This is a genomic window from Ruegeria sp. AJ12, assembly GCF_056536245.1.
Map to the genome: position 1 here is coordinate 696,305 of NZ_JBQFJJ010000001.1, position 24,653 is coordinate 720,957.

Below are 24,653 nucleotides of genomic sequence, written 5' to 3' on the forward strand. Positions count from 1 at the left end.
TGATTTGCGCAAATGCGCATCAGGCGGAATACTCCAGTTTCAATCCCGGGCGCGGCCATCTGGTTTTATAGATCTTGCCGGTGCTCGACGCCGTGATCCAAAGGTCCTGCATGTCTGCACCGCCAAAGCACAAGTTGGTTGTGAACAGGTCCGGAACCGGCACATGTTCGGTGCTGCCATCGAGGCTGAAGACCGTGATGCCGCCGTTGAAGATCGTGCCCACACAAACCCGCCCGCTGGCTTCGACCTTGAGGCTGTCCAGCCACTGATACCCAGGCAGTGTCTGAACGACGTTTCCGGGCATTCCGGCGATCGGGCCTCCTTTGACTTGGCCTGGGCCTGTGATCTCCATGGCCCAGAGCCGGCCGAACACGGTATCGGAGACGTAAACGGTTTTGCCATCCGGTGACAGGCCCACCCCGTTGGGCATCGGGATCGTCGCCGCCTTGATCAGCGTATTCCCGTCGATTGTTGCGTAGTACAGACCGCCATATCGTGTCGATTCTTCGTCTTCGATCCCCGTGTCTGTGAACCAAAAGCCACCAGATTTGTCGAACACGATATCGTCGGGCGCAATCAGGCGTTTACCTTCGTAGGACTCAAACAGCTGGGTGACGCTTCCTGTTGCCAGATCAACCCGATGTACGGACCCGCCTTTGTAATTCGGTCGTATTGGCGCGGGCACAGTGATCTGGTCTGGGCCGTATGGCACAAAGCTGTAGACGCCACCATTGTTGCAGACATAAGCTGCCCCGTCCGGACCGATTGCGACGCCGTTAGGACCGCCCGGGATTCTGGCCACCACGCGCACCTTGCCGTCCGTTCCAAGCCGTACCAGTGTTTCTTCCTTGATATCGACGAACAACAGTGATCCGTCGTTCATTTCCACCGGGCCTTCGGGAAACCCTAACCCGCTGCACATTTCGTTCAGTTCCAATGCCATGCTGTTTCTCCCTCGTCCTGTTGGTTGTTCGTTTGACTGACTACCTGTGGTCATGACGCCACATACCGTTCAATCGCATAGCGCTCAAACGTTAAGCAAGGTGCAGCATGGCCCTCGGTATTTCGAACAGGTGGAATTGCCCTGCACTTATGTCCTTTGGCGCAAGGAAAACCTTGGCCGGGTGTCGTGAAAAATTCCTCCAAACGAGGAGCTTAGCGTGGCACGAGTGGCGAACAACCGCCCTTGCCGGAGAGCTTTCGCACGCCTGGGTCCTTCTGATGTTGATGGCAAGTTGTGTAAAAGAGCCTTGGTTTTCAGGCCATCAGAAGTATTCCCGATAACCAGTCACGTTCTGGTAACGCTGGTCATGGCATGTGCTCCTTGCCGAATAGGAGGGCATCATGCCGCAAGACCCCGTGAATACCCGACCAGAGTCGATGCAAGCGACGGCTGATCAGCTGACCCTGCCCAACAGACGCCAGGCCGCAACGTCGGTGTTTGAGGCGTCGTCTGTGAGTGCTGCGCACAACAGAGAATCCGAAATTTTCGCGGGGACGTGGCCCACGAATTTCTCAAAAGGCCTTCTGCACAGTGTTTTTGGTGTCGTCGACTCCTTTGCGTTTAATGAGTTTTTCGAAGAAATCGCGCATCCCAGTTATTCGGACAACAGCGGCAATCGGCTCGCTTTGTTTGATACCCCGGCTTATCCCGGACCGTTTCGAACCAAACCGGTAAATGGTGGCCTGGATTTTGAGTGGCGCGGATGGGACGGCCCTATCTACGGCCGTCAATTAGGTCTGAAAGGACCGGATGCCGGTGCGGTTGGAATCGCACCCGCGCCGCAGCTGGGTTCAGATGAGCTGGCCGCAGAGATGGCGGAGTTGTATGCAATGGCGTATCTGCGGGATGTCTCGTTCGAGGACATTCGCAACGGGGTACGGGGTGCGGATAAAATCGCCGGCGCACTGGGCCAGATGGTCTGGTTTCAGCCGGAAGGCCGTCCGCTGGATGCCGATGGCAGAGATATCGGCAAAGTGTCGGCGGCACGACGGGTCCGTGATGGCAATGGGCTATCTCCGCAGACGCTCTTTCGAGGGTCCAGCCAGGGGTGCGCGCAGGGACCTTTTCTGTCGCAGTTCCTCTTGCAGGGGTACGGCCTGTCGGCAAACAGCCCATTGCCCGGTGACGATACCAATAGTGAGCTTCTCTTTTTTGGTGCAGATCGGAATGATCCGCAGATCATTCCGCAACCTGAAGGTGTTGATTACCTGCGCGATTGGGCGGAGTGGCTGGACGTGCAGAATGGCGCCGATACAAGGGGCGAGCTCGCTATCGATGCTTGTGGCTTGAAATTCATCGAGACACCGCGTGACCTTGCAACCTACTTACATTGCGACCGGACTTATCAAGCGTATCTGAATGCCTGCAGGGTGATGCTCGACTGGGGTACGCCTGTCGACGAGGGACTGCCGGATCATAGCCAAAACGGGCGGCGCGACCCTTTTGCCGCGTGGAGCAGTCCGCACATTCTGACCCTTCTGACCGAGACGGCAACGCGCGCCTTGAGCGTGGTGAGACAGCACACTTTTCAGGTACACAATCGAGCCCGCCCGGAAAAACTGGGCAGCGTGGCCTGTCTGACCGCAAATGGGCACGGAGAGGCGCTTGGAGCCGCCAAAACACAGGCCGAAGTGCATCTGGATAAGCTGGAAAGCGCTGCGTTTGACGGATTCAGTCTTATGGAGGCCATTGCCGCCACCCCGGTTGACCGACGGTTCTCGCACAATGCTATGTCGCACAAGGGGCTACCCAAAATCGAGCGCAACCTTTTGCTGCCGATGGCCTACCCAGAAGGTTCGCCAATGCACCCGGCCTATGGCGGTGGACATGCAACCGTCGCCGGTGCTTGCGTTACCGTACTCAAGGCGTTGTTCAGAACGCATGCTGCGGATGGTGCCCGCCTGTCTCTGGATGCGGCTGGCGCGCAGGCGGTCTATGTACCGGCGCACGGCGGCAAGATGCTGGTGAATGCCACGCGAGCCGGGGACCAGGCCCATTGTCTGACGCTCAACGGCGAGTTGAACAAGCTGGCCGCAAACATGTCGCTGGGGCGGAGCATGGCCGGTGTTCACTACTACAGTGACTATTTTGACAGCGTGCGTATGGGCGAACGGATCGCAGTGGGTATCCTGGCGGAACACGTGGCCACGTATGCAGATACGGCAAGGATAACGTTAGAAACCTTTGACGGCGACCGTCTCAGCATTGTCGGCAGCCGCAAACGCGGCAGTGAGATCCATATCCAGAACAGCACGCCCGAGACGTGGTGGACCCGCCATCTGCCGGAACAGGCGGGGTGGTGAGCGATGTTGGAACGTCGAACCAGCGCTGGCCCGCAGTTGTGGCGCCCCTGAGGATGCCGCTCGCAACGGCGCCGCCAACCCGCCTTGAGGGTCCCGCCGAGGGTTTGCGGTCATCCGCTTCCGCTTTGAAACGAGCCGCTGACATGCCTGTTTTTCAATCGCCAGGAGATGCCGATCAGGACGTCAACAAAGAGGCTCTGACGGCTTGGAACGCACGCATCAAGTCGTTGTTCGATGCTTGCAGCGTTAGCCCGTTTCTGGTGCTGGACCCCCGAGACATCCAATACGGTCAGATTTCTGATGCGTTCAAATGGTCAGGTAACCCACGTGAGCCGCTGGATTGCTTGGGGGAAGATCTGGCTGCGCAGCTGTCCGATCTGGGTTGGTCAGGACGTGCCGAGTTGCAAAATGAGTACCTTGAATATGCACTGGTGATGCGACCGGATCATCGAGGCAGGCTGCGTCCCAAACGGTTTGTCGGCACCACCGAGTTTGCCGAGTGGTGGATGACAGTGGCCGCGTTTGACTTGCCGTATTTCTTGCGAATCGTCCACAGGATCACGGGACGGAATTACAACCCGGACGAGTTGTTTGGCATGTCATCGGTGGATTGGAGTGCCCTTGATGTATCGGCGCGCATGGCCTGTTTTCAGAAACGTCTGATTGGTGCGGGCCGTGCTCGGCCACCCGAACATCCTCTGAACGTTGAACATGCGCTGTTTATGGCGAACGTCACGAACAGATTGGAAGACCTTGTATCGGTTATTCATGCCGGCTCGTTCCCCTATTCCGTATTGGAGGCCGGCCCCCGTCGGCGGGCGCGGTTGGATGAGATTTTCACGGCAACCCATCGACAGACTCAGTTTTGCCGGGCTGCAGTCTCCAAAGTGGTGCAAGATGCATACGGTTTGGCGTTTATCGAGGATGCGACCGACCCCCAGGGCCATGCAATGGCGTTTGCGGACCCATTTGGCATGTATATTCGCGCCTTTCAGACTGTGGGCCTAAGTATGCGCGGGGAAGACATTCCGCAGGACTGGGTGCGATATTCGCGCGGAGCAGAACACATGCCTATGCGCATCGAGTTCGGGCCTGCCGATGACGATCCGCGATTTTTGGACGAGATCACTGTTGGCGCAGGCGCTTTGGCCCAACCAATTTCAGGCTACAGCCTTGCAAAGCGGATCGAGGTTGGCCCGCATATCAAAGTCGCCTCAAAACCACGTGTGATCACAAAGGTCGAATTTGCCGAGATCTCGGCAACAAAACCGGGGGGGATCGTCTGCGGGCTGCCTGGAACCGCACGCTGCCAACAGATTTCACAATTCGCGGACCTTTGCGAAACACGGAAACGTGGCCGCCCAGGCAACGTCGAGTGATCCAATGGTTGACGTACTTTCATCCGAGGCGCTCACACGGGCACAACTTTGGTCACCGGCAACGGGATTTCCGGCGCAGTCATGTCAAACACCGCGACAGGGCGACCCAGTATTGTTGCTGCAGTTTTCAGAACAGCGCCAAGCGTTGGGTTGCGCGCGCGCCAAGTTGCGACATCGAAAGGCGTAACGGGATGTTTGGACTGGTCCCGGCTGGCTCCCCGGTAAAGTCGGAACAGTCTTGTTTCATCCGCTCCCATCCCGTCCTGTGTGACGCCGGTATGTTCAAGCGTCACCATATTGCGCCAGGACACAACAGCCTCGGAGGCAGCGTGCCAGGCACCTTGTTTCACGTCTGCGGAAAACGCCGTGCCGAAAGTTGGCCTGCCGCCGTCTTCATCGGCACAGATGGCACGGATCAACACACCGATGTCGCGCACTTCGGTCACATGAACGTCCAGCTTGCGCAGATGCGTGGCGAGCCACTTCGTCAGATCTGTAGGCAAGGCCGACGTCGGCAGCGCATGTTCGCAGTTCTTTGCACCAAGGGCATGTTCCAGACACTCAAGCGCCGCGCTCAGTGCCGCCGCCTCTGTCGTGGGACCAGCGGCAGACCCTTTAGACGTAATCTGCCCATTGGTGATCGGTGCACCCAGGGACAGGGCGTCGATTGATGCCAGATGCCTCCTACCATCCGATGCAATCAGGCTTTCGCGTGTCTCGGGTTCGGTCGAACTGTATTGCAGAGCATACCTTTCGATGGCCTCGAACCCGGCCAACCGGGCCGCACCTTCGGCCGTGCGGGCTGTGCCAAATGACACCCGCCGGGCCATCGCACCTTGGGGAGGCTGGGTGCCGTCGCGCAACTCGATCATTCGAAAGGCCGCGTGGATTGGTGCGCCTTTCGGAAATTCGGCAAAGGAAGGTTTGGAAATGAGCCTTGCCGTTTCGGCGTGCTCGATCAGTGCGTCGGTCATTTTCGTTTCCGGATAACAACGTAAGGAGGTATACAAATGGTTGTGGTCGTGAGGGAAGGAATTTCGATATGGCTCGATTGACGCTTAATCCTGATTATTCGCTGAAAGACCTCGGTTGCGAGGTTCTCAGGGCGGCACGTGCCAGGGCGACTGATGCCAAAGACGAAGAGGAAGCCGCAGAACGCAAGATCAAAGAGATTCTTGCAAACGTCGGTAACCCAGAAGTAAAATTTGTTTATGATTCGAAGGATATAGCGCATATTGTCATCCCGGATCTGAGCGGCAAGGGCGCGGAAGAAGACCACGACCATGAATCGTGGTGCTGCAAACTCGCCTACGAGGCAATGGGCGGAATCGTCGTTTTCGGGTGCAGTTCCTAAGCATCGTCTCTCCGCGCACCTGAGGGGCATTTGTGACTAAGGCACGGACCAAGATATTCCTGACCGGCCCATTTCAGGTGATTTGCGACGACGGTCGTGATGCAACCCCGCGTGGTACCAAGGCGAAAGCGCTTGTCGCCTTGGTGCTGTTGTCCAAGAACACCATTCGCAGCCGCACCTGGCTGCAGGACAGGCTGTGGAGTCAGAGTTCCCCGGCACAAGGTGCTGCATCGCTGCGCAAGGAGCTGAGTGTTCTGACCAAACATTTTGGGACGTTTGGCCTGACATTTTTGGATGTCGGGCGCGAAACCGTGTCGGTTGATCTGACATCGCTTGATGTTGACCTGTTCGATGAGCAGCTTCATTCGGATCGCGCCGAGCTTTTGGAAGGGTTGGATGTTGGAGATCCAGAGTTCGAGGACTGGCTGGCGATTGAGCGTCAGGCCTATTGGGACATCGAGACCGATGGAAATGGCCTGGGTTCGATTGCGGGTCGTGTGCCGACCCGTTGGGGTCGCCAGCGACCTGCCGTTGTGGTCGAACCGATGGAAGTGGTCGGCGAAACTCCAGAGGTCAACGTTGCGGCAACGTCGATCCGCGACGAGCTTTTGTTTCTGCTGGGCACGTTGTCCGATGTCATCGAGTTGCGTGACGCCCGCAGACAGGAAGGACCGGTCGACGGGTATGTCCTGAGCGGCAGCGTTGTCGGCGCCGAAGGGCTGCGGGTGACGGCTCAGCTAACCTCTACTGCGGATCAGATCTGTCTGTGGACCGAGCGGTTCCGCTTTAAAAGCCAGGATACGTTCGATGCTGTCGAAGAGATCGCCATGAAAGTGGTCGAAGCTCTGCATCTGCGTTTGCGAGACGGGTACTGGTCTGAAATCTGGTCTGCGCGGGCCACGTCGACCGAGGCGTGGACAGCCTTTCAAAAGGGTCGGATACTTGAGAGCCAGGCGACCGAGGGCGGTTTGCATCAGGCGATCCGGCAATATGAATCCTGTCTTGAGCGCGACCCGGCATATCTGCCCGCGAGCGTCGCGATCGGGTTCTGTCGTCTAGACATGATCCGGCTGGGTATGGACAACACACCCGAACAGACATTGGCACGTGTAAACTCAGACTGCCTGAGCCTGCGCGAAAAACACCCGACTGATCCGTATTGCGCAGCTTTGGAGGCGTTTACGCAAAATGTCGCCGGCGATACGTCCAAGGCCTGCAAACTGATGCGCAAAGTGGTGGACCGTTTTCCCAGCAGCCCCGAGATGTTGGGATATTATGCAGTGCTGTTGCTCTACGATGATCAGATCGACGCGGGTATCGGTGTCTATCAGCAAGCGCTGGCGCTTACGCCGCACCCTCCGATCTGGATCGAGGCAAATCTTGCGATGGCCATGGCTTTGGTCGGGGATGGATCGGCCTGGCAACATGCGCACAACGTGTTGCGCATCGACCCGGGGCGCGTTCGACCGCGGGTCGTTTTGTGCATGCTGTCGGCTGAGGCCGGCAACGAGTCATTGGCGCGGCGTCACGCCCGAGGCATTCTGGAACTGCAACCGGGATTTACGGCCGCGCGGTGGGCATGGCCCGGGTGCTTCAAGAACCAGGGCCACTATACAAAAGTTGTCAAGTTGCTGTCCAAAGCCGGGTTGTGAACGCTCAAGCCTCGTCCAACACTTTGCGGGCCACGCGAAAACACTCTAGCGCCTGTGGGACGCCGCAATAGATCCCAATGACGTGCAGGATTGCTCTGATTTCTTCTCGGGTCACGCCGTTCTTGATCGCGCCTCGGCAATGGATTTCCCATTCATGCATCTTGCCCAAGGCACCGATCATCGACAGGTTCATCATAGACCGAGTTTTGGCATCAATCACGTCATCGCCCCAGCCGAACCCCCAGCACCAGGCTGTCATCGCCTCTTGGAACGGACGGGTGAAATCATCCGCTGCCGAAAGGTTCTTTTCGACATACTCGGCACCCAGAGTGCTCTTGCGTTGTTCGAGCCCCTTCAGAAAAAGGTCCTCGTCAAAAATGTTGGCCATTGTTGGTCTCCGGGTTTGCCGATCGGGCGTGTTGAGGCAGCGACTTTGCGCTGAAGTTTTGCATCAAACTGACGCTATCCTTTTACTGGTCCAAAGGGAACGTGCAGCGCGACTTAACGCGCTGAAATCCGGAACGCGATAGCATCAGGAGTGCTTTGATCCATCAGCCATCGACACCGTCGCGCATCCATTGTTGCAGCCGCGCAATTGAATGTTCCGACATCACACCGCACCCAGGATCCAGAACCAACGGGCCGGGGCAATATCCACGGGATTTCAGGCCACGATGAACGGATTCCACCAGGCGGATGTCTTCTTCGACGGTGGTTTCTCGATCCTGCACGGCCAGTTGCCGGATCACGGCGCTTTCCGAGCCGCCCTCGGTGTACCAGCCGCGCCAGACGGTACAGTGATCCGTGTCGACCGCACGCCAGTGATAGGTGTTCAGCACGTTGCCGGGGTAGCATTGAAACGAGAACATTGGCCACAAAAACCAAGACTGGTAGTCGCCCGCATGAGGCACTGACAGGTCGATGGGGTAGGTCATCTTGTCCAGGCTCTGGCATTCGGTCGTGTGGCGCAGGACGTACCCACCATTGGCATCAGGCTGAATGTCGTACGTCTCGGGCTTGACCACACCCTCGGCAAAAGTCGGGTGGTTGGTCGGGCAGTGGTAGCATTCCGAGTAGTTCTCGATACTGACCTTCCAATTGCAGTTCTCGGGAACCTCGACCCATTCGAGCGGCTCCAGATCATCTATGTGCGGGACAAAGGCGCGGATTTCTTCGCGCACGCCGGGGAACCAGTCGTCCATCGGTGCGGCATCATCGTCGAGATTGACGAAAATGAAGCCGTTGAAGACTTCGGTGCGGACGGATGTCAGACAGATCGCGCTGCGATCAAAGCCGGGGACAGATTTTACATTCGGTCCGGCGCGCAGTTGCCCTGAAAGCTCATAGGTCCAGGAGTGATAAGGGCAGACGACAACGCGGGTATTGCCCGCGCCGGTCACCATCTCATGGGCGCGGTGCTGGCAGACATTGTAGAATGTGCGGATCTCCCCGTCGCGGCCGCGGATGCAAAACAGGTTCTGCCCTGCGATCTCAAAGGTGAAATAGTCTCCCGTTTCCCGAACCTGCGCGATATGTCCGGCAAATTGCCACGTCCGGGCCAACAGCCCCTGCATCTCTTGCTCAAAAACCGCGGGGTCGGTGTAGTATCGTGCATCCAGTGAATGGACCAGGGGCGCGTTCATTCGGGCTCCTCCGCATAGAGGCCTAGTTGATGTCTGCGTTGGTGAAACCGCTCCACCCGTTCCACGATTTCGTCGCTGGAGACGGCAATCACGAAGGAGAGCAGCGTCTCCAGCAGCGCAATGGTCGAGACCGAGGACGGGAAGAATTGCGGCGTGTCGGCAGCCACGACAAAACCGTGATGGGCGTTCAGGATGACCGGACTGGCCGGGCTGTCGGATATGCCGACAACGGTCAGCCCTTGCTCGCGGGCCAGTTTGATCGCGTCGATCACTTCGGTCCGGTAAGGGTGGCAGGTGATCGCGATCAGCACGTCCTGTTCATCGGCCCAGGCCAGATCGTCGACCGGCGTTGAGCCAGGCCGAGGGATGGAGTGAAACTGCTTCATCCCCGTCGATGCGAGATAGGTAAAGTTTCGTGCGTTCGAGTTGTTGACGCCCACGCCCAGAGTGAAGATCTGGCGGCAATTCCATATATCCTCGGCTGCGGCTTTCAGGCGCGCGGCGTTGATTCCGGCGAAAGTGTCTTCGATATTCTGGATCGCGGCGCCGACCATATCGGCGTAGAGACCGCCCAATTCCCCGGATTTGCCTATTTCCTGCAACCAACGGGCCCGATCAGGGAATGACACACTCCCTTGTCGAATCGCTTCGCGGAATGGTGCCCGAAAATCCTCGTAGCCCTCAAAGCCGACCTGTCGTGCCATGCGAACAAAGGTGTTGGGTTTTACTTTGGCGGCCTCGGCAATTTCGCGCACGGTTGAAACCCCAACATCTGTTGGGTTTTCCAGCACATATCGTGCCGCTTTCTGCGCCTCTGGCGTCAGGGCGTCCCATTCTTCGGTCAGGCGGTCGAGAACGATAGATGATACATTTGTGTCATTCATGATTGACGATGGTACAAATGTGGAATTAGCCTGTCGAGCAGAAAACGCGACTCGGGAAGAGGAAACATCATGTCCGAGAAGAATCTGCCATCTCATGCCCGCGTGGTGATCGTCGGCGGCGGCGTGATGGGTGTTGGTCTGGCCTATCATCTGGCGCATGAGAGTTGGGGCAGCGATACCGTGCTTCTGGAGAAGGCAGAGTTAACCAGCGGTAGTACCTGGCATGCGGCGGGGCAGATCACGCATTCGACCTCCAGCTTTGGGCTCGGCAAATGCGTGGATTACAACATCGGGCTGTACTCGGGTCAGTTGGAGGCCGAGACCGGCCAACCGGTGACATGGCATGGCTGCGGGTCGTTCCGACTTGCCTATACCGAGGACGAGATGGACTGGTTACGCCACACCCTGTCGGTGGGCCGGTCGCTGGGTTTCAATATCGAATTGGTGGGTCCCGACAAGGTGGCGGACCTGCACCCATTCTACAATCTAGAAGGCGTGCTCGGCGCGCTGTACACGCCGGATGATGGGCATGTCGACCCAACCAATGTGACCATGGCGATGGCGGCAGGTGCGCGTCAGAAAGGCGTCCGCATCTTCCGCAATTGCCGCGCGACCAACATCACGCAGGCCAAAAACTGTGAATGGGTGGTCGAGACTGAGCAGGGTACAATCACCTGTGAGCATGTGGTGAATGCAGGTGGAACCTATGCGCGGCAAATGGGTGACTGGTCAGGTCTGCAACTGCCTATGACTTCGATGACGCACCATTACTTCGTGACGGAACCGGTGCCCGAGTTCCAGAATCTGGGTGAGGAATTACCGGTGATCCGGGACGACCGCAAAGTCTCGGGCTACATCCGGATGGAACAGAACCGCGGACTTATCGGGATCTACGAGAAAGAAAACCCGAACTCGGTCTGGCATGATCATTGCCCTTGGGAATATGAAAACTGGCTGTTCGATGCGGATTACGACCGGGTGATGCCGTGGCTCGAGGAAAGCCTGAACCGGATGCCGATCTTTGCAGAACTGGGCATTCAGCGCGACGTCCATGGTGCGATTTCGCATCCGCCGGACGGCAATCCTCTGATCGGGCCTGCGCCCGGTGTGCGGAATTACTGGTGCTGCTGCGGGACACAGATCGGCATCGGCTGGGGGCCGGGCCTGACCCGTGAACTGGCGCGCTGGATGGTGCATGGGACCGCTGATATCTCGATGCGGGAATTCGATCCGCGCCGCTTCGGCAGCTATGCCACCAAGGACTGGCAGGTCATCAAGGCTGAGGAGGATTACTGCCTCCGCCACGAAATTCCGTACCCACATTTCAACCGTCTGAAGGGGCGCCCGATCAAGCCGTCGCCATTGTATGATCTGTTGAAATCCAAAGGTGCGGTGCATGAGGAAGTCTATGGCTTCGAACGGCCGCGATGGTTTGCCCGGGACGGTGTAGAGCAACGTGACTACTACTCGTTCCGTCGCACCCCGGCGGACAAAATGGTTGCGGCTGAGGTCAAGGCCGTGCGCGAACGCGTGGGCATCATGGACGTCACAGCCTTCACCAAGGTCGTGGTCTCGGGGCCGGGCGCCTACGCATTTCTGGATCGTTTGACAGCGAACCGCATGCCGCAAAAGGTCGGCTCGATCACGCTGACCCACATGCTGAATCGCCGTGGCCGGATCGAGTTGGAGACAACAATTGTTCGCATGGCAGAGGATCGGTTCTATCTGGTCTGCGCCGCCTTCTTTGAACAGCGCCTGCTGGACCATCTGACGCAACAGCACGTGGATGAGGACGTGACCATAACCGCGCTGTCTGAAGACTGGTCGGCGCTTTCGCTGAACGGCCCCCGGTCGCGCGACGTGCTGGCCCGCTGCACCGATGCCGATTTGACCAATGCGGGGTTCCGATGGCTGTCGGCGCAGGAGATCACCATCGCAGGCCACAAGGTTTGGGCCTTCCGCATGTCTTATGCCGGCGAGTTGGGGTGGGAGTTGCACATGCCCAACGCAGCCTGCCTCGACGTCTATACCGCGCTTTGGGCGGCGGGTGAGCCGCATGGCATCGCCGACTACGGCAGCTTTGCCATGAACGTGTTGCGAATGGAGAAAGGTTTTAAGGGCGCCGGCGAGTTGACCAACGAAGTGACTTTGGCTGAGGCGGATGTTTTGCGCTTTGCCCGGGCAGACAAAGACTATCTGGGTAAGGACAAGACGCTCAACACTGATCTGCCCTGGTTGTGCGCCTACCTGGAAATTGAACCCGACGGCGAAGTCGACGGCCATGGCGGCGAGGCTGTCACCCTGAATGGCCGGGTCGTGGGCTCGACCGCGTCCGTCGCTTATGGCCATACGATCGGCAAGATTCTGGCCTTTGCCTATATCAAACCCGAAGCGGCGACGCCGGGGACGGCACTGGAGGTTGTGATCCACGGCAAACCCCGCGCGGCCCGCGTGCTGGGTGAGCCCGCTTATGATCCCCAAGGCCTGTTGCCCAGAACTGATGCCATGATGGAGCCGGTCTGATGACCTTACCCGAAACGATGAAGGCCATGGTTCTGACAGGTCATGGTGACATGGACAAATACGAGTGGCACGAGGACTGGCCAACACCACAAGCTGGCCCGATGGAGGTCGTGATCAAGGTCGGCGCCTGCGGGTTGAACAACACAGACGTCAACACGCGGACCGGCTGGTATTCAAAAGCCGTTGACGAGGCCACGACCGGCGGGTCGTACGACGAACTGGATGATGAAGACAGCACCTGGGGTGGGGCGCCGCTTACCTTCCCACGTATTCAGGGCGCAGACGCGGTGGGGACTGTGGTGGCCATTGGTGCAGGGGCGGATCCGGGCCTGCTCGGCAAACGCGTGATAGTGGCGGGATGGTTGCGCGATTGGGACGATCCCATGAACCGTGACAAGGCGGGGTATTTCGGCTCTGAATGCGATGGCGGATTTGCGGAATACACCAAAGCAGATATGCGCGGTGTGGCCCCGATCAACAGTGATCTGAGCGACGCAGAACTTGCGACGTTCAGTTGCTCTTACGTGACCGCCGAGGGCATGCTGGACCGCGCCAATGTCAATGCGGACGACACGGTTCTGATCCCCGGTGCCTCTGGCGGTGTCGGGGGCGCGCTGATCCAACTGTCCAAATTGCGTGGCGCGCGCGTGATCGCGATGGCGTCCGAGGCCAAGCACAGGGAGGTCGCCAACCTTGGTCCGGATCGTATTCTGCCGCGAAGTCCCGAGAACCTGAGAACCGCTTTGAAAGGTGAAAAAATCACAGTGATTGCAGATGTCGTCGGTGGCCCGCTTTGGCCCCGCCTGATCGACGTTCTGGAACGTGGCGGCCGCTATACCTGTTCCGGTGCCATCGCTGGCCCGCTGGTCGAGCTTGATCTGCGCACCTTTTATCTGCGCGATCTGACCTTCACCGGGTCGACGGTGAACAGGCCGGAAAACTTCACAGATGTCGTGAAATACATAGAGGACGGTAAAATCAAGCCAGCGCTGGCCGCCACCTATCCGCTAGCTGACCTGTGTGAGGCCCAACAGGCCTTTATCGACAAAACACATACCGGCAACATTGTGGTGGTCCCATGACGCTCGACGACGTTCTTGATGCGGCGCGCCTTGTGCACCGGTCCCATCCCGATCTTTCGGCGTTCGGGACGTGGCCGACCGACCTGACGCCCTGCGGCCTGCAACCGATGTCCGTTCCGGCAACGGAATTGGTGAGCGGTTTTGAACACTCGGGAACCGCATTGACGGAACGGCTTGTTACGGCGGTTCGAGCAACGGCGCATCTGGCCAGCTGGCAACGCGCCTATCGTGAAGAAGAGGTCGGCGCCGATTTTCTGAATCGGTATGGGCATTACGAACTGTTCGGTCCGAACGGTCATTTTCACTCGACCCAGCTGCGCGGATACATCGCCTATTGGGGGCCCGGCCTGACCTATGACTGGCACAGCCACGAAGCAGAGGAGTTGTATCTGAACCTCGCCGGTCACGCTTTGTTCAAAGTGGCTGATGAAACGGCGCCTGTTGAACCGGGTCAGACGCGGCTGCACGGCAGTTGGCAAAGTCACGCAATGGACACACAAAACAAGCCGGTTTTGACCTTCATCCTGTGGAGAGGACAAGGTATGGGCGGTCTGCCGCAGATGGATGTCGCATGAAGAGAACGCGCCTCCGTGGGTGTCAGAGGGGCTTGCCCTGTATGGGCGATCGTGCGCGGAACGGAAAGCTCTTTGCACCTGACGTTGCGGGTCTCGGCGTTGTGCCGCAGTACCTTATCCTTCGTGCGCTGATCGAGGAGTTTGCGCAATGAGACCGCAGGCCGTCGCAACTCAGATGATCGACGATACACGTGTACGGGTGACACGATTTGACTTTGCTCCCGGTGCAGAAACCGGTTGGCACCGCCACGCGATGGACTATGTCATAACGGCGATCACGGATTGTCACATGCAACTGGAATTGCCGGATGGCACGGTCAATGAAGTAACGGTCTCAGCCGGAACCGCGTATCGCCGCGACAAGGGGGTCGAGCATAACGTGATCAATGCCGGGGAAACTCCGATGTCATTTGTTGAGGTCGAGTTGAAATGAAGATCACCCGGATCTCAGTCTATCATGTCGACTTGCCGCTAGAGCATCCCTATTGGCTGTCCGGCGGACGGCTGAAGTTCGAGGTGCTGGATGCGGCGCTCGTCAAGATCGAGACCGATAGCGGCCTGGTAGGATGGGGTGAGGGGACGCCTTGGGGGCACACCTACGTTCCGGCTCACGGCCCGGGTATTCGTGCCGGTATTGAAACCATGGCGCCCTTTGTGCTGGGCCTTGATCCGCGCCGCGTGCTGGAGGTGGAACGGGCGATGGACATCGCGTTACCCGGTCACCTTTACGCCAAAAGCCCGATCGACATGGCCTGTTGGGACATTGCCGGGCAGGCGGCCGGCCTGCCGATTGCCGATCTGATGGGGGGCGGGTCGCGGTCACCGCGCCCGATTGCATCCTCGGTCGGGGCCAAAACGGTGGATGAAACCCGAGAGGTCATCGAACGGTATCGCCAGCGCGGCTATGTTGCGCATTCTGTGAAAATCGGTGGTGATGTCGAACGGGATATCGCGCGTGTGCGCGATGTGGAAAGCACACGTCGACCCGGTGAAACTGTCCTTTATGACGTCAATCGCGGCTGGACGCGGCAGCAGGCCCTGCACGTGATGCGTGCGTGTGAGGACTTGAACGTCGTTTTTGAGCAACCGTGTGAAACGCTGGATGACATAGCCGCGATCGCGGCCCGCCACGCTGCGCCTGTGTCCGTCGACGAAAGTCTTGTGACCCTGCAGGATGCGGCCCGGATTGCGCGAGACGGGTTGGCCGAAGTGTTCGGGATCAAGCTGAACCGCGTTGGCGGGTTGACCAAGGCGGCACGGATGCGCGACATCGCGCTGGCGCATGGCATAGACATGTTCGTGATGGCCACGGGCGGTTCGGTTCTGGCGGACGCCGAAGCGCTGCATCTGGCTGCGACGGTTCCGGATGACAATTGTCACGCGGTCTGGGCGTGTCAGGACATGATTACGGTCGACATTGCAGGCGGCCGGGGGCCGCGCAACGTAAACGGGCATCTGCACCTGCCGGAAACGCCGGGTCTGGGCGTTCATCCGGATGAGGATGCGCTGGGCGACCCGGTCGGAGTGTACGGATGAAGATCACCAGAATAACGCTCTGGGCCGTCGACCTGACCAGCCATGAAACCTACATTATGGCCGAGGGCAAAACCTGCGCCACGGTGACCTCTCACATCCTTTGCCTTGAAACCGATACCGGCCTGAAAGGCTGGGGTGAGGTCTGTCCGATCCCGCATTACCTTCCCGCTTTTGCAAACGGTGTGCCTGGTGCAGTTTCGGAAATGAGTGGACAGATACTGGGAATGGAGCCTTTCGGGGTGGACGCCCAGATGCGCAAGCTGGATGGGTTCCTGCAGGGTCACGCCTACGCCAAATCGATTGTCGATATCGCGCTGTGGGATTTGTTTGGACAGGCCACAGGTCTGCCTCTCTACAGTTTACTGGGCGGGCGAACACGGCGGGACATGCCGCTTTATCACTCGATCACCTGCATCTCTGCGGATGAAATGGCCCGGATCGCCACCGCGGCTTACCAGACCGGTATCCGTCAGTTTCAGGTCAAGCTGGGGGTCGAAGGCGATTGGCAGGCCGATGCGGAACGGTTGATCAAAGTACGCGAAGCGGTCGGTTCGGGGCCGATTGTCTACGGTGACTGGAACTGCGGTGCGTCGCGGTTGCAGGCCACACGGACGGGGCGGGCGGTCGCACATCTCGACATCATGTTGGAACAGCCCTGCAAAACACTGGAGGATTGTGCGGCCGTGCGGCGGGCCACCGGGTTGCCCATGAAACTGGATGAAAACGCGCATGACTTGCCCTCACTCCTCAGGGCGTACGAACTGGGATGCATGGATGCCGTGGCCCTGAAACTGTCAAAGTTTGGCGGCCTGTCGGCCATGCGTAGGGCGCGGGATCTGACCGTGCATCTTGGAGCGGAAATCTGTGCGGAATGCACGTGGGGTTCGGATATTGTAACTGCGGCCTCGCTGCATTTTGCGGCGTCCACCCCGCACGGATCCTTGCTGAACACCTGTGATCTGTCATCCTACGTGTCGCCACGTATATGCCCCGACGCCCCGGCACGCGAAAATGGTCGGATTGCCCCACCCGATGGGCCGGGACTGGGTGTTTCACCCGACATGGATGTTCTGGGCTCCCCGATATTGGAGATCGCTTGATATGCTGAAAATCAACACCCAATCCGAATGGATCGCCCGCGCCAACGCGGTTCTGCCTGCTGGAGGCTTTGGCAATTTCGACCCGGGTATCATCATCGCCCGGGGCGATGGCAGCCATGTCTGGGACGAGGACGGAAACGAATACATCGACTATCTGATCGGCTCTGGCCCGATGCTTTTGGGCCATGGTCACCCGGAAGTGATGGAGGCGGTGCTTGAGCAACTGCCCAAGGGGATGACGTTCTTTGCCAATAACAGCAAAGGCATCGAGCTTGCCGAGGCCATTGTCGAGGCGGTGCCATGCTGCGAACAAATTCGATTTGTCGCCTCGGGCGGCGAGGCGGACATGTATGCGATCCGGCTGGCGCGGGCTTACACCGGTCACGACAAGATCCTGAAATTCGAGGGCGGCTATCACGGGATGAGTGCCGAGGCACAAATGAGCCTTGCGCCCAGCCGCGAGGTCAATTTCCCGCAGGCCGTGCCTGACAGCGCCGGAATCCCCCAGGGTGTTGCAGATCAGATGCTGATCGCGCCGTTCAATGACCTTGAGGCCGTTGCAAACCTGCTGAACGAACACAGTGACGTTGCAGCGATCATGGTCGAGCCGTTGCAGCGCATCGTTCCCCCCATGCCCGGATATCTGCAGGGCCTGCGTGATTTGTGCGATAGGCACGATGTTCTGCTGATCTTTGATGAGATCGTGACCGGCTTTCGTCTCGCCTATGGTGGCGCCCAGGAACGATATGGAGTGACGCCGGATATCTGTACGCTAGGCAAGATCACGGGTGGAGGCTTTCCGCTCGCGGCCGTTGGTGCCAGCGCAGAGATCATGCAGCATTTCGACAAATCCCGTGTCGGCGAAGAGGGATGGCTGATGCAATTGGGAACCCTGTCCGGCAACCCGGTGGCCTCGGTGGCCGGGTTGAAGACGATGGAAATCCTGCGGCGCGAGGGCGCGTACGAGCGTCTGCGTGCGACGGGCCGTGCCTTACAAAAGATGCAATCGGACGCCTTGACCAAGGCTGGTATCCCGCATCAGATTTGCGGGGATGAAACGCTGTTCGACATCTATTTCACCGAAGGCGTGTGCCGTGATTACCGCAGCGCAAAGCATGACAACCCGCAGCGCAATGAGGTCTATAACTCCGCTTTGCGATCCCATGGTGTGTTCAAATCGCCCGGAAAGCTCTACCCGTCGCTTGCGGTGACAGAAGCCGATCTTGCGCACACGCAGGAGGCGGTCGATCGCGCCGTCAGGGTTGTTTGCGAAATCTGACGCAAGTTTTAGGACGTAAAACGTGAAACGGGTCGCTGCCTTGGTGGGACAGCGACCCGAAACGATTGGGTATCGGGGATCAGCCTCGCCCCCTCGAATACTAATTACGACACTAGAAACTCTAAACCTTCGATATTTTCGAGACTGATCCGATGTCCTGATCGTTATGGGACCTTAATGCACTGCCGAACCGACCACGACAGTGAAGCAGTTCACATTGCATAAACTTTTTTTTAATTTCTCCAATCAAAGAAATCTGGTCCTGCCTGTCGCAGCAGAGTTTCGGCCATGGCGCGACCCATGTCTGCGCCGTCCTGAACCGGGCCTTTTGATTCCTCGGCAATCGCCTCGGCCCCGTTCGGGCGCAATACCTCGCCGCGCAGCCTGAGCTGACCATTGTCCACCTCGGCCAGACCAGCAATGGGTGTCTCACAGGACCCATCCAGGGCCTTCAGCAATGCGCGCTCTGCCCGCAGCCTCTGGCTGGTCTCGGCATGGTGGATCGCTTCGAGCATTTCGGCGGTACGGGTATCATCACTGCGCCGTTCGATCCCGATGGTGCCCTGCGCGATAGCCGGAAGCATGTCGTCGGGAGAGATGGCGGTTGCGGGCACGTCCTCCATATTCAGGCGCCGGATACCGGCCATGGCCAGAAAGGTGCAGTCCGCGACGCCCTCTGCCAGCTTTTTCAGACGGGTCTGAACATTGCCGCGAAACTCCACGACCTTCAGATCGGGGCGACGGTTCAACAATTGCGCCCGGCGGCGCAGAGAAGATGTGCCGACGACAGCGCCCTCGGGCAAATCCTGAATCGATTGAAGATGCGGCGAGATGAACGCGTCCCGCACATCCTCTCGGGGCAGAAACGTGTCCAGAACCAGCCCAACCGGTTGTTCAACCGGCATGTCCTTGGTCGAATGCACGGCGATGTCGATTTCAGCGCGAAGCATCGCGTCTTCGATTTCCTTGGTGAACAGGCCCTTGTTGCCAATCTCCTTCAGCGGTCGGTCCGCATCAATCATGGCTCGGTTGTCGCCGGTCGTCTTGATCACAACAATTTCAAAAGCGTCGTCCGACAGATCGAATGCATCGCGCAGTCGTTGCCGCGTTTCATACGCCTGTGCCAGCGCCAGCGGGGAGCCTCGGGTGCCAATTTTCAGCGGCGATGCGGGGGTGGGCAGGGTCAAAGTCATGAACACAGCTTTAGTCGCGTCACTTTGCCCTGACAATGGGGGCTGCGCTTGACAAATTGCCGCCGAAGGTCGACCCGTTGCCAAACCGGAAGACTGGGGGCGATGATGGCCGAGACAAAAACACTGCTGCGGGCGCTGGCGGGCGAGGTACAGGATGTACCGCCGATCTGGATGATGCGGCAGGCCGGTCGCTATCTACCGGAATACCGTGCGACCCGCGCGCAGGCGGGTGACTTCTTGTCGCTGTGCTACAACCCCGATCTGGCCGCCGAGGTCACTTTGCAGCCCATTCGGCGCTACGGGTTTGATGCGGCCATCCTGTTTGCCGATATCCTGTTGGTGCCGCAGGCACTGGGCGCGGATCTCTGGTTTGTCACCGGGGAAGGCCCGCGGCTTTCTACAATTACGCGGCAATCCGATTTCGATGTGCTGAAGCCGGTTGAGGAGATTCACGAGACCCTCTCCCCGGTCTATGAGACCGTTCGCATCCTGTCCCGCGAACTGCCGTCAGAGACGACGCTGATCGGTTTTGCCGGCGCACCCTGGACGGTGGCGACCTATATGATTGCCGGGCAGGGGACGCCGGACCAGGGGCCGGCGCATGCGCTGCGCGAGGAAAATACGGCCCTTTTTGAAGCGCTTTTGGATCGGATCACGGCGGCGACAATCGAGTACCTGTCAGCCCAGATCGAGGCGGGCGCCGAAGTGGTCAAGATCTTCGACAGTTGGGCCGGTTCGCTGAAAGGTGACGCATTCCGGAAATATGCAGTCGAACCATGCCGAGTGATTACGCAGGCTGTCAAAGAACGTCATCCCGATATCCCGGTCATTGGTTTCCCGCGTGAGGCCGGTGAGGGTTATGTCGGTTTTGCCAGGGCCACCGGTGTTGACTGTGTGGCGCTGGACAATTCAGTGTCGCCGGACTGGGCCGCCGAACATGTTCAGGCGGACGGCTGCGTGCAGGGCAATCTGGCCTCGTCGCATATGGTGACCGGTGGACAGGCCCTGGTGGATGAGACCCGCCGGATCGTGCAGGCATTCTCCAAAGGGCCCCATATTTTCAACCTTGGTCACGGGATCACGCCGGACGCAGATCCCCGGAATGTTCAGCTCATGATTGACACGGTGCGCGGACGGTGAAGGTAGGAGGGGGCCAGCCCCCTCTTGGCTTGCGCCAATTCACCCCCGAGGTATTTTTGGCCAGATGAAGGGGCGGATCAAGTCGGGTCATTGAGCTCTGCGAGAATCTCTTGGGTGTGTTCGCCACGGGACGGGCTGGGTTTGGGCTGCCAATCGACGCCGGAAAACCGAGGGGCGGCAGCGGCCTGTAGCGTGCCGTATGTGTTTTGCCATGTGCCGCGGGCGGCGTTCATCTTATGCATGTGCGCTTCTTCGGGGCTGAGGACCGGGGCGACGCAGGCATCCGTTCCCTTGAACAGTTCGGCCCAGTGGTCACGGGGGTGCGCCACAAACATTTCAGCAAGGCGGCGGGTCAAATCCGGCCAGAGCGACCGGTTGTATTGTTGCTGGAAATCGCCGTCTTCGGACAGGGTCATCAGCGACAGGAATTGGGCATAGAATTTTGGCTCCAGACACTGAACGGTTATGAATCCGCCATCCGCACAGGCATAGGTTCGGCACCAGTGGGGGCCATCCAGCAGGCTGTGACCACGTGTTTCGGACAGGTTGCCGGTCTGGCGCAGGCTCATCAGCAGGTTCATCATGTGGGCCGACCCGTCGTAGATCGCGGCATCGACAATTGTGCCATGCCCTGTCTTTTGCGCATTGAGCACTCCGGCCAGAATACCTGTGACCAGATACATGGCCCCCCCGCCGATATCGCCCACCAGTGTTGCCGGTGTCATGGGTGTCTGACCGGGGGCGGAGGCATACCACAGCGCACCGGACAGGGCGATGTAGTTCAGATCGTGCCCTGCCGTGCCCGATAACGGGCTGTTCTGGCCCCAGCCAGTCATGCGGCCATAGACCAGTTTCGGATTGCTGGCATGAAAGGATTCAGGGCCCAGCCCCAGTTTCTCCATCACCCCTGGCCGGAAACCTTCGATCAATGCGTCGGCGCCGTCGATGAGGCGTTGAGCCACCTGCAGGTCTCCCGCGTCCTTGAGATCGAGTGCAATCGACCGCTTTCCCCGATCCAGAATCGACCGGTCCGGCATGCCCGGCGTCACGGCACTGCCTTTGCGATGAATGGTGACCACATCAGCGCCCAGATCCGCCAGCGTCATGGCCGCAAAGGGTCCGGGTCCCAGACCCTCGATTTCAATAATGCGAATTCCGTTCAGCATTTGGTGCCTCCCCTTGGGGCAAAGGTTCCGTTCCCGCCGTTGGAACGCAAGGCTGTCCTGCAGCGACGTGACGTCTCGGGCGGAAAAGACTATGCGACTCCTTAGTCAGCTGATTTGTTTGGTTCGGCAAGAGGAGGAAGAAATGTCGGTGGTCCTGTATGAGAAAGACGGGCGCATAGCGCGGATTACGCTGAACCGCCCCGAGGTCATGAACGCAATCAATGACGAGTTGCCTGTTCAACTCGCGGATGCGGTGGCACGGGCAGATGCTGACGCCGATGTGAATGTCATGATCCTGTCGGGCAGTGGCGCAGGGTTTTGTGCGGGTTACGATCTGACGTATTACGCCGAAGGCAATGGCGCCGGGGAAGTCACGCAGAGCATGCCTTGGGATCCGATCAAGGATTACAGCTTTATGTGGCGCAACACCCAGCATTTCATGTCGCTTTGGAGGGCGATGAAACCGGTGATCTGCAAGGTCCACGGTTTTGCCGTTGCGGGCGGCTCGGATATTGCGCTGTGTGCCGACCTGACGCTCATGGCTGAGGATGCACAGATCGGGTATATGCCGGCCCGGGTCTGGGGCTGTCCGACCACGGCCATGTGGGTCTATCGCCTGGGCGCGGAAAAGGCCAAGCGCATGCTGTTCACCGGTGACAAGATCACCGGTCGCGAAGCGGCTGATCTGGGGCTGATCCTCGACGCGGTTCCGGCCGATGATCTCGATGATGCCGTTGAGGCGCTTGCCTCGCGTATGGCCTCGGTTCCGATCAACCAGTTGGCGATGCAGAAAATGGTGATCAATCAGGCCATCGAACAGACAGGCATGATGCAGGTTCAACGGCTGGCTACCGTTTTTGACGGTATCACCCGACATTCGCCAGAAGGGATCAATTTCAAGACCCGAACCGAGGAGGTCGGCTGGAAGCAGACCGTTGCCGAGCGGGACCAAGGCACATGGGACTGGACGGCAAATCGGGAAATACCAAAGCGGAACCGTTAGGACACGGGCGGCTGCCAGACTGCGATTGATTTCGTCGTAAACGTGCACAGAACATTGTGCGGAATTGATCTGTTCCGGCCCGGTCGGGCGCGATAGGGTCGCTGCCAGAACGAGGAGCATGAATGACGACCATTTTGTCCATCAAGGATCTGCGCAAATCCTATGCCGACGGTTTCGAGGCGCTCAAGGGTGTGTCGCTGGACATTGAAGAAGGTGAGATACTCGCTTTGCTGGGGCCTAACGGTGCAGGAAAGACGACGCTGATTTCAACCGTCTGCGGCATCACGACACCCACCTCCGGTTCGGTCACGGTCGGAGGCCACGATATCCAGACCGAATTTCGGGCTGCGCGCAAGATGATCGGTCTGGTGCCGCAGGAAATTGCGCTGGAGCCGTTTGAGAAGGTCTGGAACACGGTGCGCCTGTCGCGCGGCCTGTTCGGGCTAAGCCGGAACAATGCTCGGATCGAAGAGATCCTCCGCAAGCTATCCCTTTGGGATAAACGCCGCAACGCGATCAAGGAACTGTCCGGCGGTATGAAACGCAGGGTGTTGATCGCCAAGGCACTGGCGCATGAACCGCGTGTCCTGTTTCTGGACGAACCTACCGCAGGCGTGGATGTCGAGCTGCGCAAGGATATGTGGGAGATCGTGTCGGAACTGAAACAGGCCGGTGTCACCATCATTCTGACCACGCATTACATCGAAGAAGCCGAGGCCATCGCGGACCGTGTCGGCGTGATCGACAAGGGTGAACTGCTGCTGGTGCAGGATAAGGACAAACTGATGGCGCAGATGGGCAAGAAGCAGATTGAGGTTATGCTGACTGAACCCATCCAGGACATCCCGAACAGTCTGGCAGCGCACAACCTGACCCTGAACGGCAACGGGGATGCGCTGATCTACACCTATGACACACACGCGGACCGGACGGGTATCACAACGTTGCTGAATGACGTTGCACAGGCCGGTCTTGTCTTGCGTGATGTACAAACCCGGCAATCCAGTCTCGAGGAGATTTTCGTCAATCTTGTATCCGGAGAGGCCGCATGAACTGGTCCGCTGTTGTTGCCATCTACCGGTTTGAAATGGCGCGTTTCTTTCGCACTCTGGCACAGAGTTTCCTGTCTCCGGTTCTGTCTACATCACTCTATTTCGTGGTATTCGGCACCGCCATTGGCAGTCGTATCCAAGAGGTAGAAGGGGTATCATATGGTGCGTTCATCGTACCCGGTCTGATCATGCTGTCGGTGGTGATGCTTGCAATCTCGAACGCGTCCTTTGGAATTTATTTTCCCAAATTTCTGGGCACGATCTATGAATTGCTGTCCGCCCCGGTGAACTTCATTGAAATCGTGATCGGTTATGTTGGCGCGGCGGCTACAAAGTCCTTGTTTGTCGGCATTGTCATCCTCGTCACGGCGACGTTCTTCGTAGACATTCGTATCGAGCACCCATTTGCCATGGCCGCCTTTCTGATCCTGTCCTGCCTCAGTTTTTCGTTGCTTGGCTTCATAATCGGTATCTGGGCCAGCAATTTTGAGCAAATGTCGCTGGTGCCGCAGCTTATCGTCACGCCTTTGATCTTTCTCGGGGGGACGTTTTACTCGATCTCGATGTTGCCGCCTTTGTGGCAGACGATCACGCTGTTCAACCCCGTAGTTTATCTGATTTCGGGGTTCCGGTGGTCCTTTTATGGGCTGGCGGATGTGCCGATTGTGTTTAGCCTGCTGGCGATTCTGGCGTTCACTGGCATCTGTCTCGGCATCATTGGTTGGATATTCAAAACAGGTTGGCGCATCCGAAACTGACCCGTTCGAGGGCGTTGCATTTTTGCCC

22 protein-coding genes are annotated in these 24,653 nt (G+C 58.5%); 15 read left to right on the top strand and 7 right to left on the bottom strand.

Annotated elements, in window-relative coordinates; translation table 11 throughout:
* Positions 1-19 precede the first annotated feature (19 nt).
* Positions 20-943 carry an SMP-30/gluconolactonase/LRE family protein gene (locus ACR3E0_RS03430; RefSeq protein WP_480476179.1) on the bottom strand — a complete coding sequence of 308 codons (924 nt, stop codon included), beginning with the start codon at positions 941-943 and terminating at the stop codon, positions 20-22.
* A 401-nt stretch (positions 944-1,344) separates the two neighbouring features.
* On the opposite strand from ACR3E0_RS03430, the gene ACR3E0_RS03435 reads away from it, so the two are divergent.
* Positions 1,345-3,306: a phosphatase PAP2 family protein gene (locus tag ACR3E0_RS03435; RefSeq protein ID WP_480476181.1), complete on the top strand. Its 1,962-nt coding sequence runs from the start codon at positions 1,345-1,347 to the stop codon at positions 3,304-3,306.
* Positions 3,307-3,449: 143 nt separating this feature from the next.
* A complete protein-coding gene (locus ACR3E0_RS03440) occupies positions 3,450-4,685 on the top strand; it encodes a hypothetical protein (RefSeq protein WP_480476183.1) in 1,236 nt (411 codons plus the stop codon).
* A 32-nt stretch (positions 4,686-4,717) separates the two neighbouring features.
* On the opposite strand, the gene ACR3E0_RS03445 is transcribed toward ACR3E0_RS03440, so the two are convergent.
* Positions 4,718-5,659, bottom strand: coding sequence for a YcaO-like family protein (locus tag ACR3E0_RS03445; protein ID WP_480476185.1), 942 nt, complete (start codon positions 5,657-5,659; stop codon positions 4,718-4,720).
* A 68-nt stretch (positions 5,660-5,727) separates the two neighbouring features.
* On the opposite strand from ACR3E0_RS03445, the gene ACR3E0_RS03450 reads away from it, so the two are divergent.
* Both ACR3E0_RS03450 and ACR3E0_RS03455 read left to right on the top strand, forming a co-directional pair.
* Positions 5,728-6,039: a hypothetical protein gene (locus ACR3E0_RS03450; protein ID WP_480476187.1), complete on the top strand. Its 312-nt coding sequence runs from the start codon at positions 5,728-5,730 to the stop codon at positions 6,037-6,039.
* A gap of 32 nt (positions 6,040-6,071) precedes the next feature.
* Positions 6,072-7,691, top strand: a complete 1,620-nt coding sequence (locus ACR3E0_RS03455) for an AfsR/SARP family transcriptional regulator (RefSeq protein ID WP_480476189.1) — start codon at positions 6,072-6,074, stop codon at positions 7,689-7,691.
* Positions 7,692-7,695: 4 nt separating this feature from the next.
* Here ACR3E0_RS03455 and ACR3E0_RS03460 read toward each other — a convergent pair whose 3' ends face one another.
* The 3 genes from ACR3E0_RS03460 to ACR3E0_RS03470 form a co-directional block, all read right to left on the bottom strand.
* Positions 7,696-8,079, bottom strand: a complete 384-nt coding sequence (locus ACR3E0_RS03460; RefSeq protein WP_480476191.1) for a carboxymuconolactone decarboxylase family protein — start codon at positions 8,077-8,079, stop codon at positions 7,696-7,698.
* Between the two features lie 163 nt (positions 8,080-8,242).
* Positions 8,243-9,334, bottom strand: a complete 1,092-nt coding sequence (locus tag ACR3E0_RS03465) for an aromatic ring-hydroxylating oxygenase subunit alpha (RefSeq protein ID WP_480476193.1) — start codon at positions 9,332-9,334, stop codon at positions 8,243-8,245.
* The gene (locus ACR3E0_RS03470; protein ID WP_480476195.1) at positions 9,331-10,218 is read right to left on the bottom strand and encodes a MurR/RpiR family transcriptional regulator; all 888 of its coding nucleotides are present in this window, start codon (positions 10,216-10,218) and stop codon (positions 9,331-9,333) included. Before ACR3E0_RS03470 ends, ACR3E0_RS03465 begins: the two co-directional genes overlap by 4 nt.
* A 69-nt stretch (positions 10,219-10,287) precedes the next feature.
* Here ACR3E0_RS03470 and ACR3E0_RS03475 point away from each other — a divergent pair, with 69 nt between their 5' ends.
* The 7 genes from ACR3E0_RS03475 to ACR3E0_RS03505 all read left to right on the top strand — a co-directional run bounded on the left by ACR3E0_RS03475 (position 10,288) and on the right by ACR3E0_RS03505 (position 18,313).
* Positions 10,288-12,741, top strand: a complete 2,454-nt coding sequence (locus ACR3E0_RS03475; protein ID WP_480476197.1) for an FAD-dependent oxidoreductase — start codon at positions 10,288-10,290, stop codon at positions 12,739-12,741.
* Complete coding sequence (locus ACR3E0_RS03480; RefSeq protein ID WP_480476199.1) at positions 12,741-13,823, top strand: alcohol dehydrogenase family protein; 1,083 nt, start codon at positions 12,741-12,743, stop codon at positions 13,821-13,823. The genes ACR3E0_RS03475 and ACR3E0_RS03480 overlap by 1 nt, the downstream gene beginning before the upstream one ends.
* Positions 13,820-14,398 (top strand): dimethylsulfonioproprionate lyase family protein, encoded by a 579-nt coding sequence (locus ACR3E0_RS03485; protein WP_480476201.1) that lies wholly within the window; start codon positions 13,820-13,822, stop codon positions 14,396-14,398. The genes ACR3E0_RS03480 and ACR3E0_RS03485 overlap by 4 nt, the downstream gene beginning before the upstream one ends.
* A 148-nt stretch (positions 14,399-14,546) precedes the next feature.
* Positions 14,547-14,831: a cupin domain-containing protein gene (locus tag ACR3E0_RS03490; protein WP_480476203.1), complete on the top strand. Its 285-nt coding sequence runs from the start codon at positions 14,547-14,549 to the stop codon at positions 14,829-14,831.
* On the top strand, positions 14,828-15,934 hold the full coding sequence (locus ACR3E0_RS03495; RefSeq protein ID WP_480476205.1) for a mandelate racemase/muconate lactonizing enzyme family protein: 1,107 nt from the start codon (positions 14,828-14,830) through the stop codon (positions 15,932-15,934). The genes ACR3E0_RS03490 and ACR3E0_RS03495 overlap by 4 nt, the downstream gene beginning before the upstream one ends.
* Complete coding sequence (locus ACR3E0_RS03500; protein ID WP_480476207.1) at positions 15,931-17,034, top strand: mandelate racemase/muconate lactonizing enzyme family protein; 1,104 nt, start codon at positions 15,931-15,933, stop codon at positions 17,032-17,034. Before ACR3E0_RS03495 ends, ACR3E0_RS03500 begins: the two co-directional genes overlap by 4 nt.
* Position 17,035: 1 nt before the next feature.
* Entirely contained in the window at positions 17,036-18,313 is a 1,278-nt protein-coding gene (locus ACR3E0_RS03505) for an aspartate aminotransferase family protein (protein WP_480476209.1), read from the top strand.
* A 233-nt stretch (positions 18,314-18,546) separates the two neighbouring features.
* Here the strand turns inward: ACR3E0_RS03505 and hemC are convergent, their stop codons facing one another.
* Positions 18,547-19,506: a hydroxymethylbilane synthase gene (gene hemC, locus ACR3E0_RS03510; RefSeq protein ID WP_480476211.1), complete on the bottom strand. Its 960-nt coding sequence runs from the start codon at positions 19,504-19,506 to the stop codon at positions 18,547-18,549.
* A 105-nt stretch (positions 19,507-19,611) separates the two neighbouring features.
* On the opposite strand from hemC, the gene hemE reads away from it, so the two are divergent.
* A complete protein-coding gene (gene hemE / locus ACR3E0_RS03515; RefSeq protein ID WP_480476213.1) occupies positions 19,612-20,646 on the top strand; it encodes a uroporphyrinogen decarboxylase in 1,035 nt (344 codons plus the stop codon).
* Between the two features lie 77 nt (positions 20,647-20,723).
* On the opposite strand, the gene ACR3E0_RS03520 is transcribed toward hemE, so the two are convergent.
* Positions 20,724-21,812 (bottom strand): CaiB/BaiF CoA transferase family protein, encoded by a 1,089-nt coding sequence (locus tag ACR3E0_RS03520; RefSeq protein ID WP_480476215.1) that lies wholly within the window; start codon positions 21,810-21,812, stop codon positions 20,724-20,726.
* A 91-nt stretch (positions 21,813-21,903) separates the two neighbouring features.
* Here ACR3E0_RS03520 and ACR3E0_RS03525 point away from each other — a divergent pair, with 91 nt between their 5' ends.
* From ACR3E0_RS03525 to ACR3E0_RS03535, 3 genes are all read left to right on the top strand, one after another.
* The gene (locus ACR3E0_RS03525; protein ID WP_480476217.1) at positions 21,904-22,815 is read left to right on the top strand and encodes a crotonase/enoyl-CoA hydratase family protein; all 912 of its coding nucleotides are present in this window, start codon (positions 21,904-21,906) and stop codon (positions 22,813-22,815) included.
* A 122-nt stretch (positions 22,816-22,937) separates the two neighbouring features.
* Entirely contained in the window at positions 22,938-23,867 is a 930-nt protein-coding gene (locus ACR3E0_RS03530) for an ABC transporter ATP-binding protein (protein ID WP_480476219.1), read from the top strand.
* Positions 23,864-24,625 carry an ABC transporter permease gene (locus tag ACR3E0_RS03535; protein ID WP_170427539.1) on the top strand — a complete coding sequence of 254 codons (762 nt, stop codon included), beginning with the start codon at positions 23,864-23,866 and terminating at the stop codon, positions 24,623-24,625. The genes ACR3E0_RS03530 and ACR3E0_RS03535 overlap by 4 nt, the downstream gene beginning before the upstream one ends.
* Positions 24,626-24,653 lie beyond the last annotated feature (28 nt).

Coding starts and splice junctions, on each gene's coding strand:
- ACR3E0_RS03470 (WP_480476195.1), bottom strand. CDS start 10,218: ATGAATGACACAAATGTATCATCTATCGTTCTCGACCGCCTGACCGAA.
- ACR3E0_RS03520 (WP_480476215.1), bottom strand. CDS start 21,812: ATGCTGAACGGAATTCGCATTATTGAAATCGAGGGTCTGGGACCCGGA.
- ACR3E0_RS03485 (WP_480476201.1), top strand. CDS start 13,820: ATGACGCTCGACGACGTTCTTGATGCGGCGCGCCTTGTGCACCGGTCC.
- ACR3E0_RS03465 (WP_480476193.1), bottom strand. CDS start 9,334: ATGAACGCGCCCCTGGTCCATTCACTGGATGCACGATACTACACCGAC.
- ACR3E0_RS03445 (WP_480476185.1), bottom strand. CDS start 5,659: ATGACCGACGCACTGATCGAGCACGCCGAAACGGCAAGGCTCATTTCC.
- ACR3E0_RS03460 (WP_480476191.1), bottom strand. CDS start 8,079: ATGGCCAACATTTTTGACGAGGACCTTTTTCTGAAGGGGCTCGAACAA.
- ACR3E0_RS03450 (WP_480476187.1), top strand. CDS start 5,728: ATGGCTCGATTGACGCTTAATCCTGATTATTCGCTGAAAGACCTCGGT.
- ACR3E0_RS03525 (WP_480476217.1), top strand. CDS start 21,904: ATGCGACTCCTTAGTCAGCTGATTTGTTTGGTTCGGCAAGAGGAGGAA.
- ACR3E0_RS03440 (WP_480476183.1), top strand. CDS start 3,450: ATGCCTGTTTTTCAATCGCCAGGAGATGCCGATCAGGACGTCAACAAA.
- ACR3E0_RS03475 (WP_480476197.1), top strand. CDS start 10,288: ATGTCCGAGAAGAATCTGCCATCTCATGCCCGCGTGGTGATCGTCGGC.
- hemE (WP_480476213.1), top strand. CDS start 19,612: ATGGCCGAGACAAAAACACTGCTGCGGGCGCTGGCGGGCGAGGTACAG.
- ACR3E0_RS03535 (WP_170427539.1), top strand. CDS start 23,864: ATGAACTGGTCCGCTGTTGTTGCCATCTACCGGTTTGAAATGGCGCGT.
- ACR3E0_RS03430 (WP_480476179.1), bottom strand. CDS start 943: ATGGCATTGGAACTGAACGAAATGTGCAGCGGGTTAGGGTTTCCCGAA.
- ACR3E0_RS03500 (WP_480476207.1), top strand. CDS start 15,931: ATGAAGATCACCAGAATAACGCTCTGGGCCGTCGACCTGACCAGCCAT.
- ACR3E0_RS03480 (WP_480476199.1), top strand. CDS start 12,741: ATGACCTTACCCGAAACGATGAAGGCCATGGTTCTGACAGGTCATGGT.
- hemC (WP_480476211.1), bottom strand. CDS start 19,506: ATGACTTTGACCCTGCCCACCCCCGCATCGCCGCTGAAAATTGGCACC.
- ACR3E0_RS03495 (WP_480476205.1), top strand. CDS start 14,828: ATGAAGATCACCCGGATCTCAGTCTATCATGTCGACTTGCCGCTAGAG.
- ACR3E0_RS03490 (WP_480476203.1), top strand. CDS start 14,547: ATGAGACCGCAGGCCGTCGCAACTCAGATGATCGACGATACACGTGTA.
- ACR3E0_RS03530 (WP_480476219.1), top strand. CDS start 22,938: ATGACGACCATTTTGTCCATCAAGGATCTGCGCAAATCCTATGCCGAC.
- ACR3E0_RS03435 (WP_480476181.1), top strand. CDS start 1,345: ATGCCGCAAGACCCCGTGAATACCCGACCAGAGTCGATGCAAGCGACG.
- ACR3E0_RS03505 (WP_480476209.1), top strand. CDS start 17,036: ATGCTGAAAATCAACACCCAATCCGAATGGATCGCCCGCGCCAACGCG.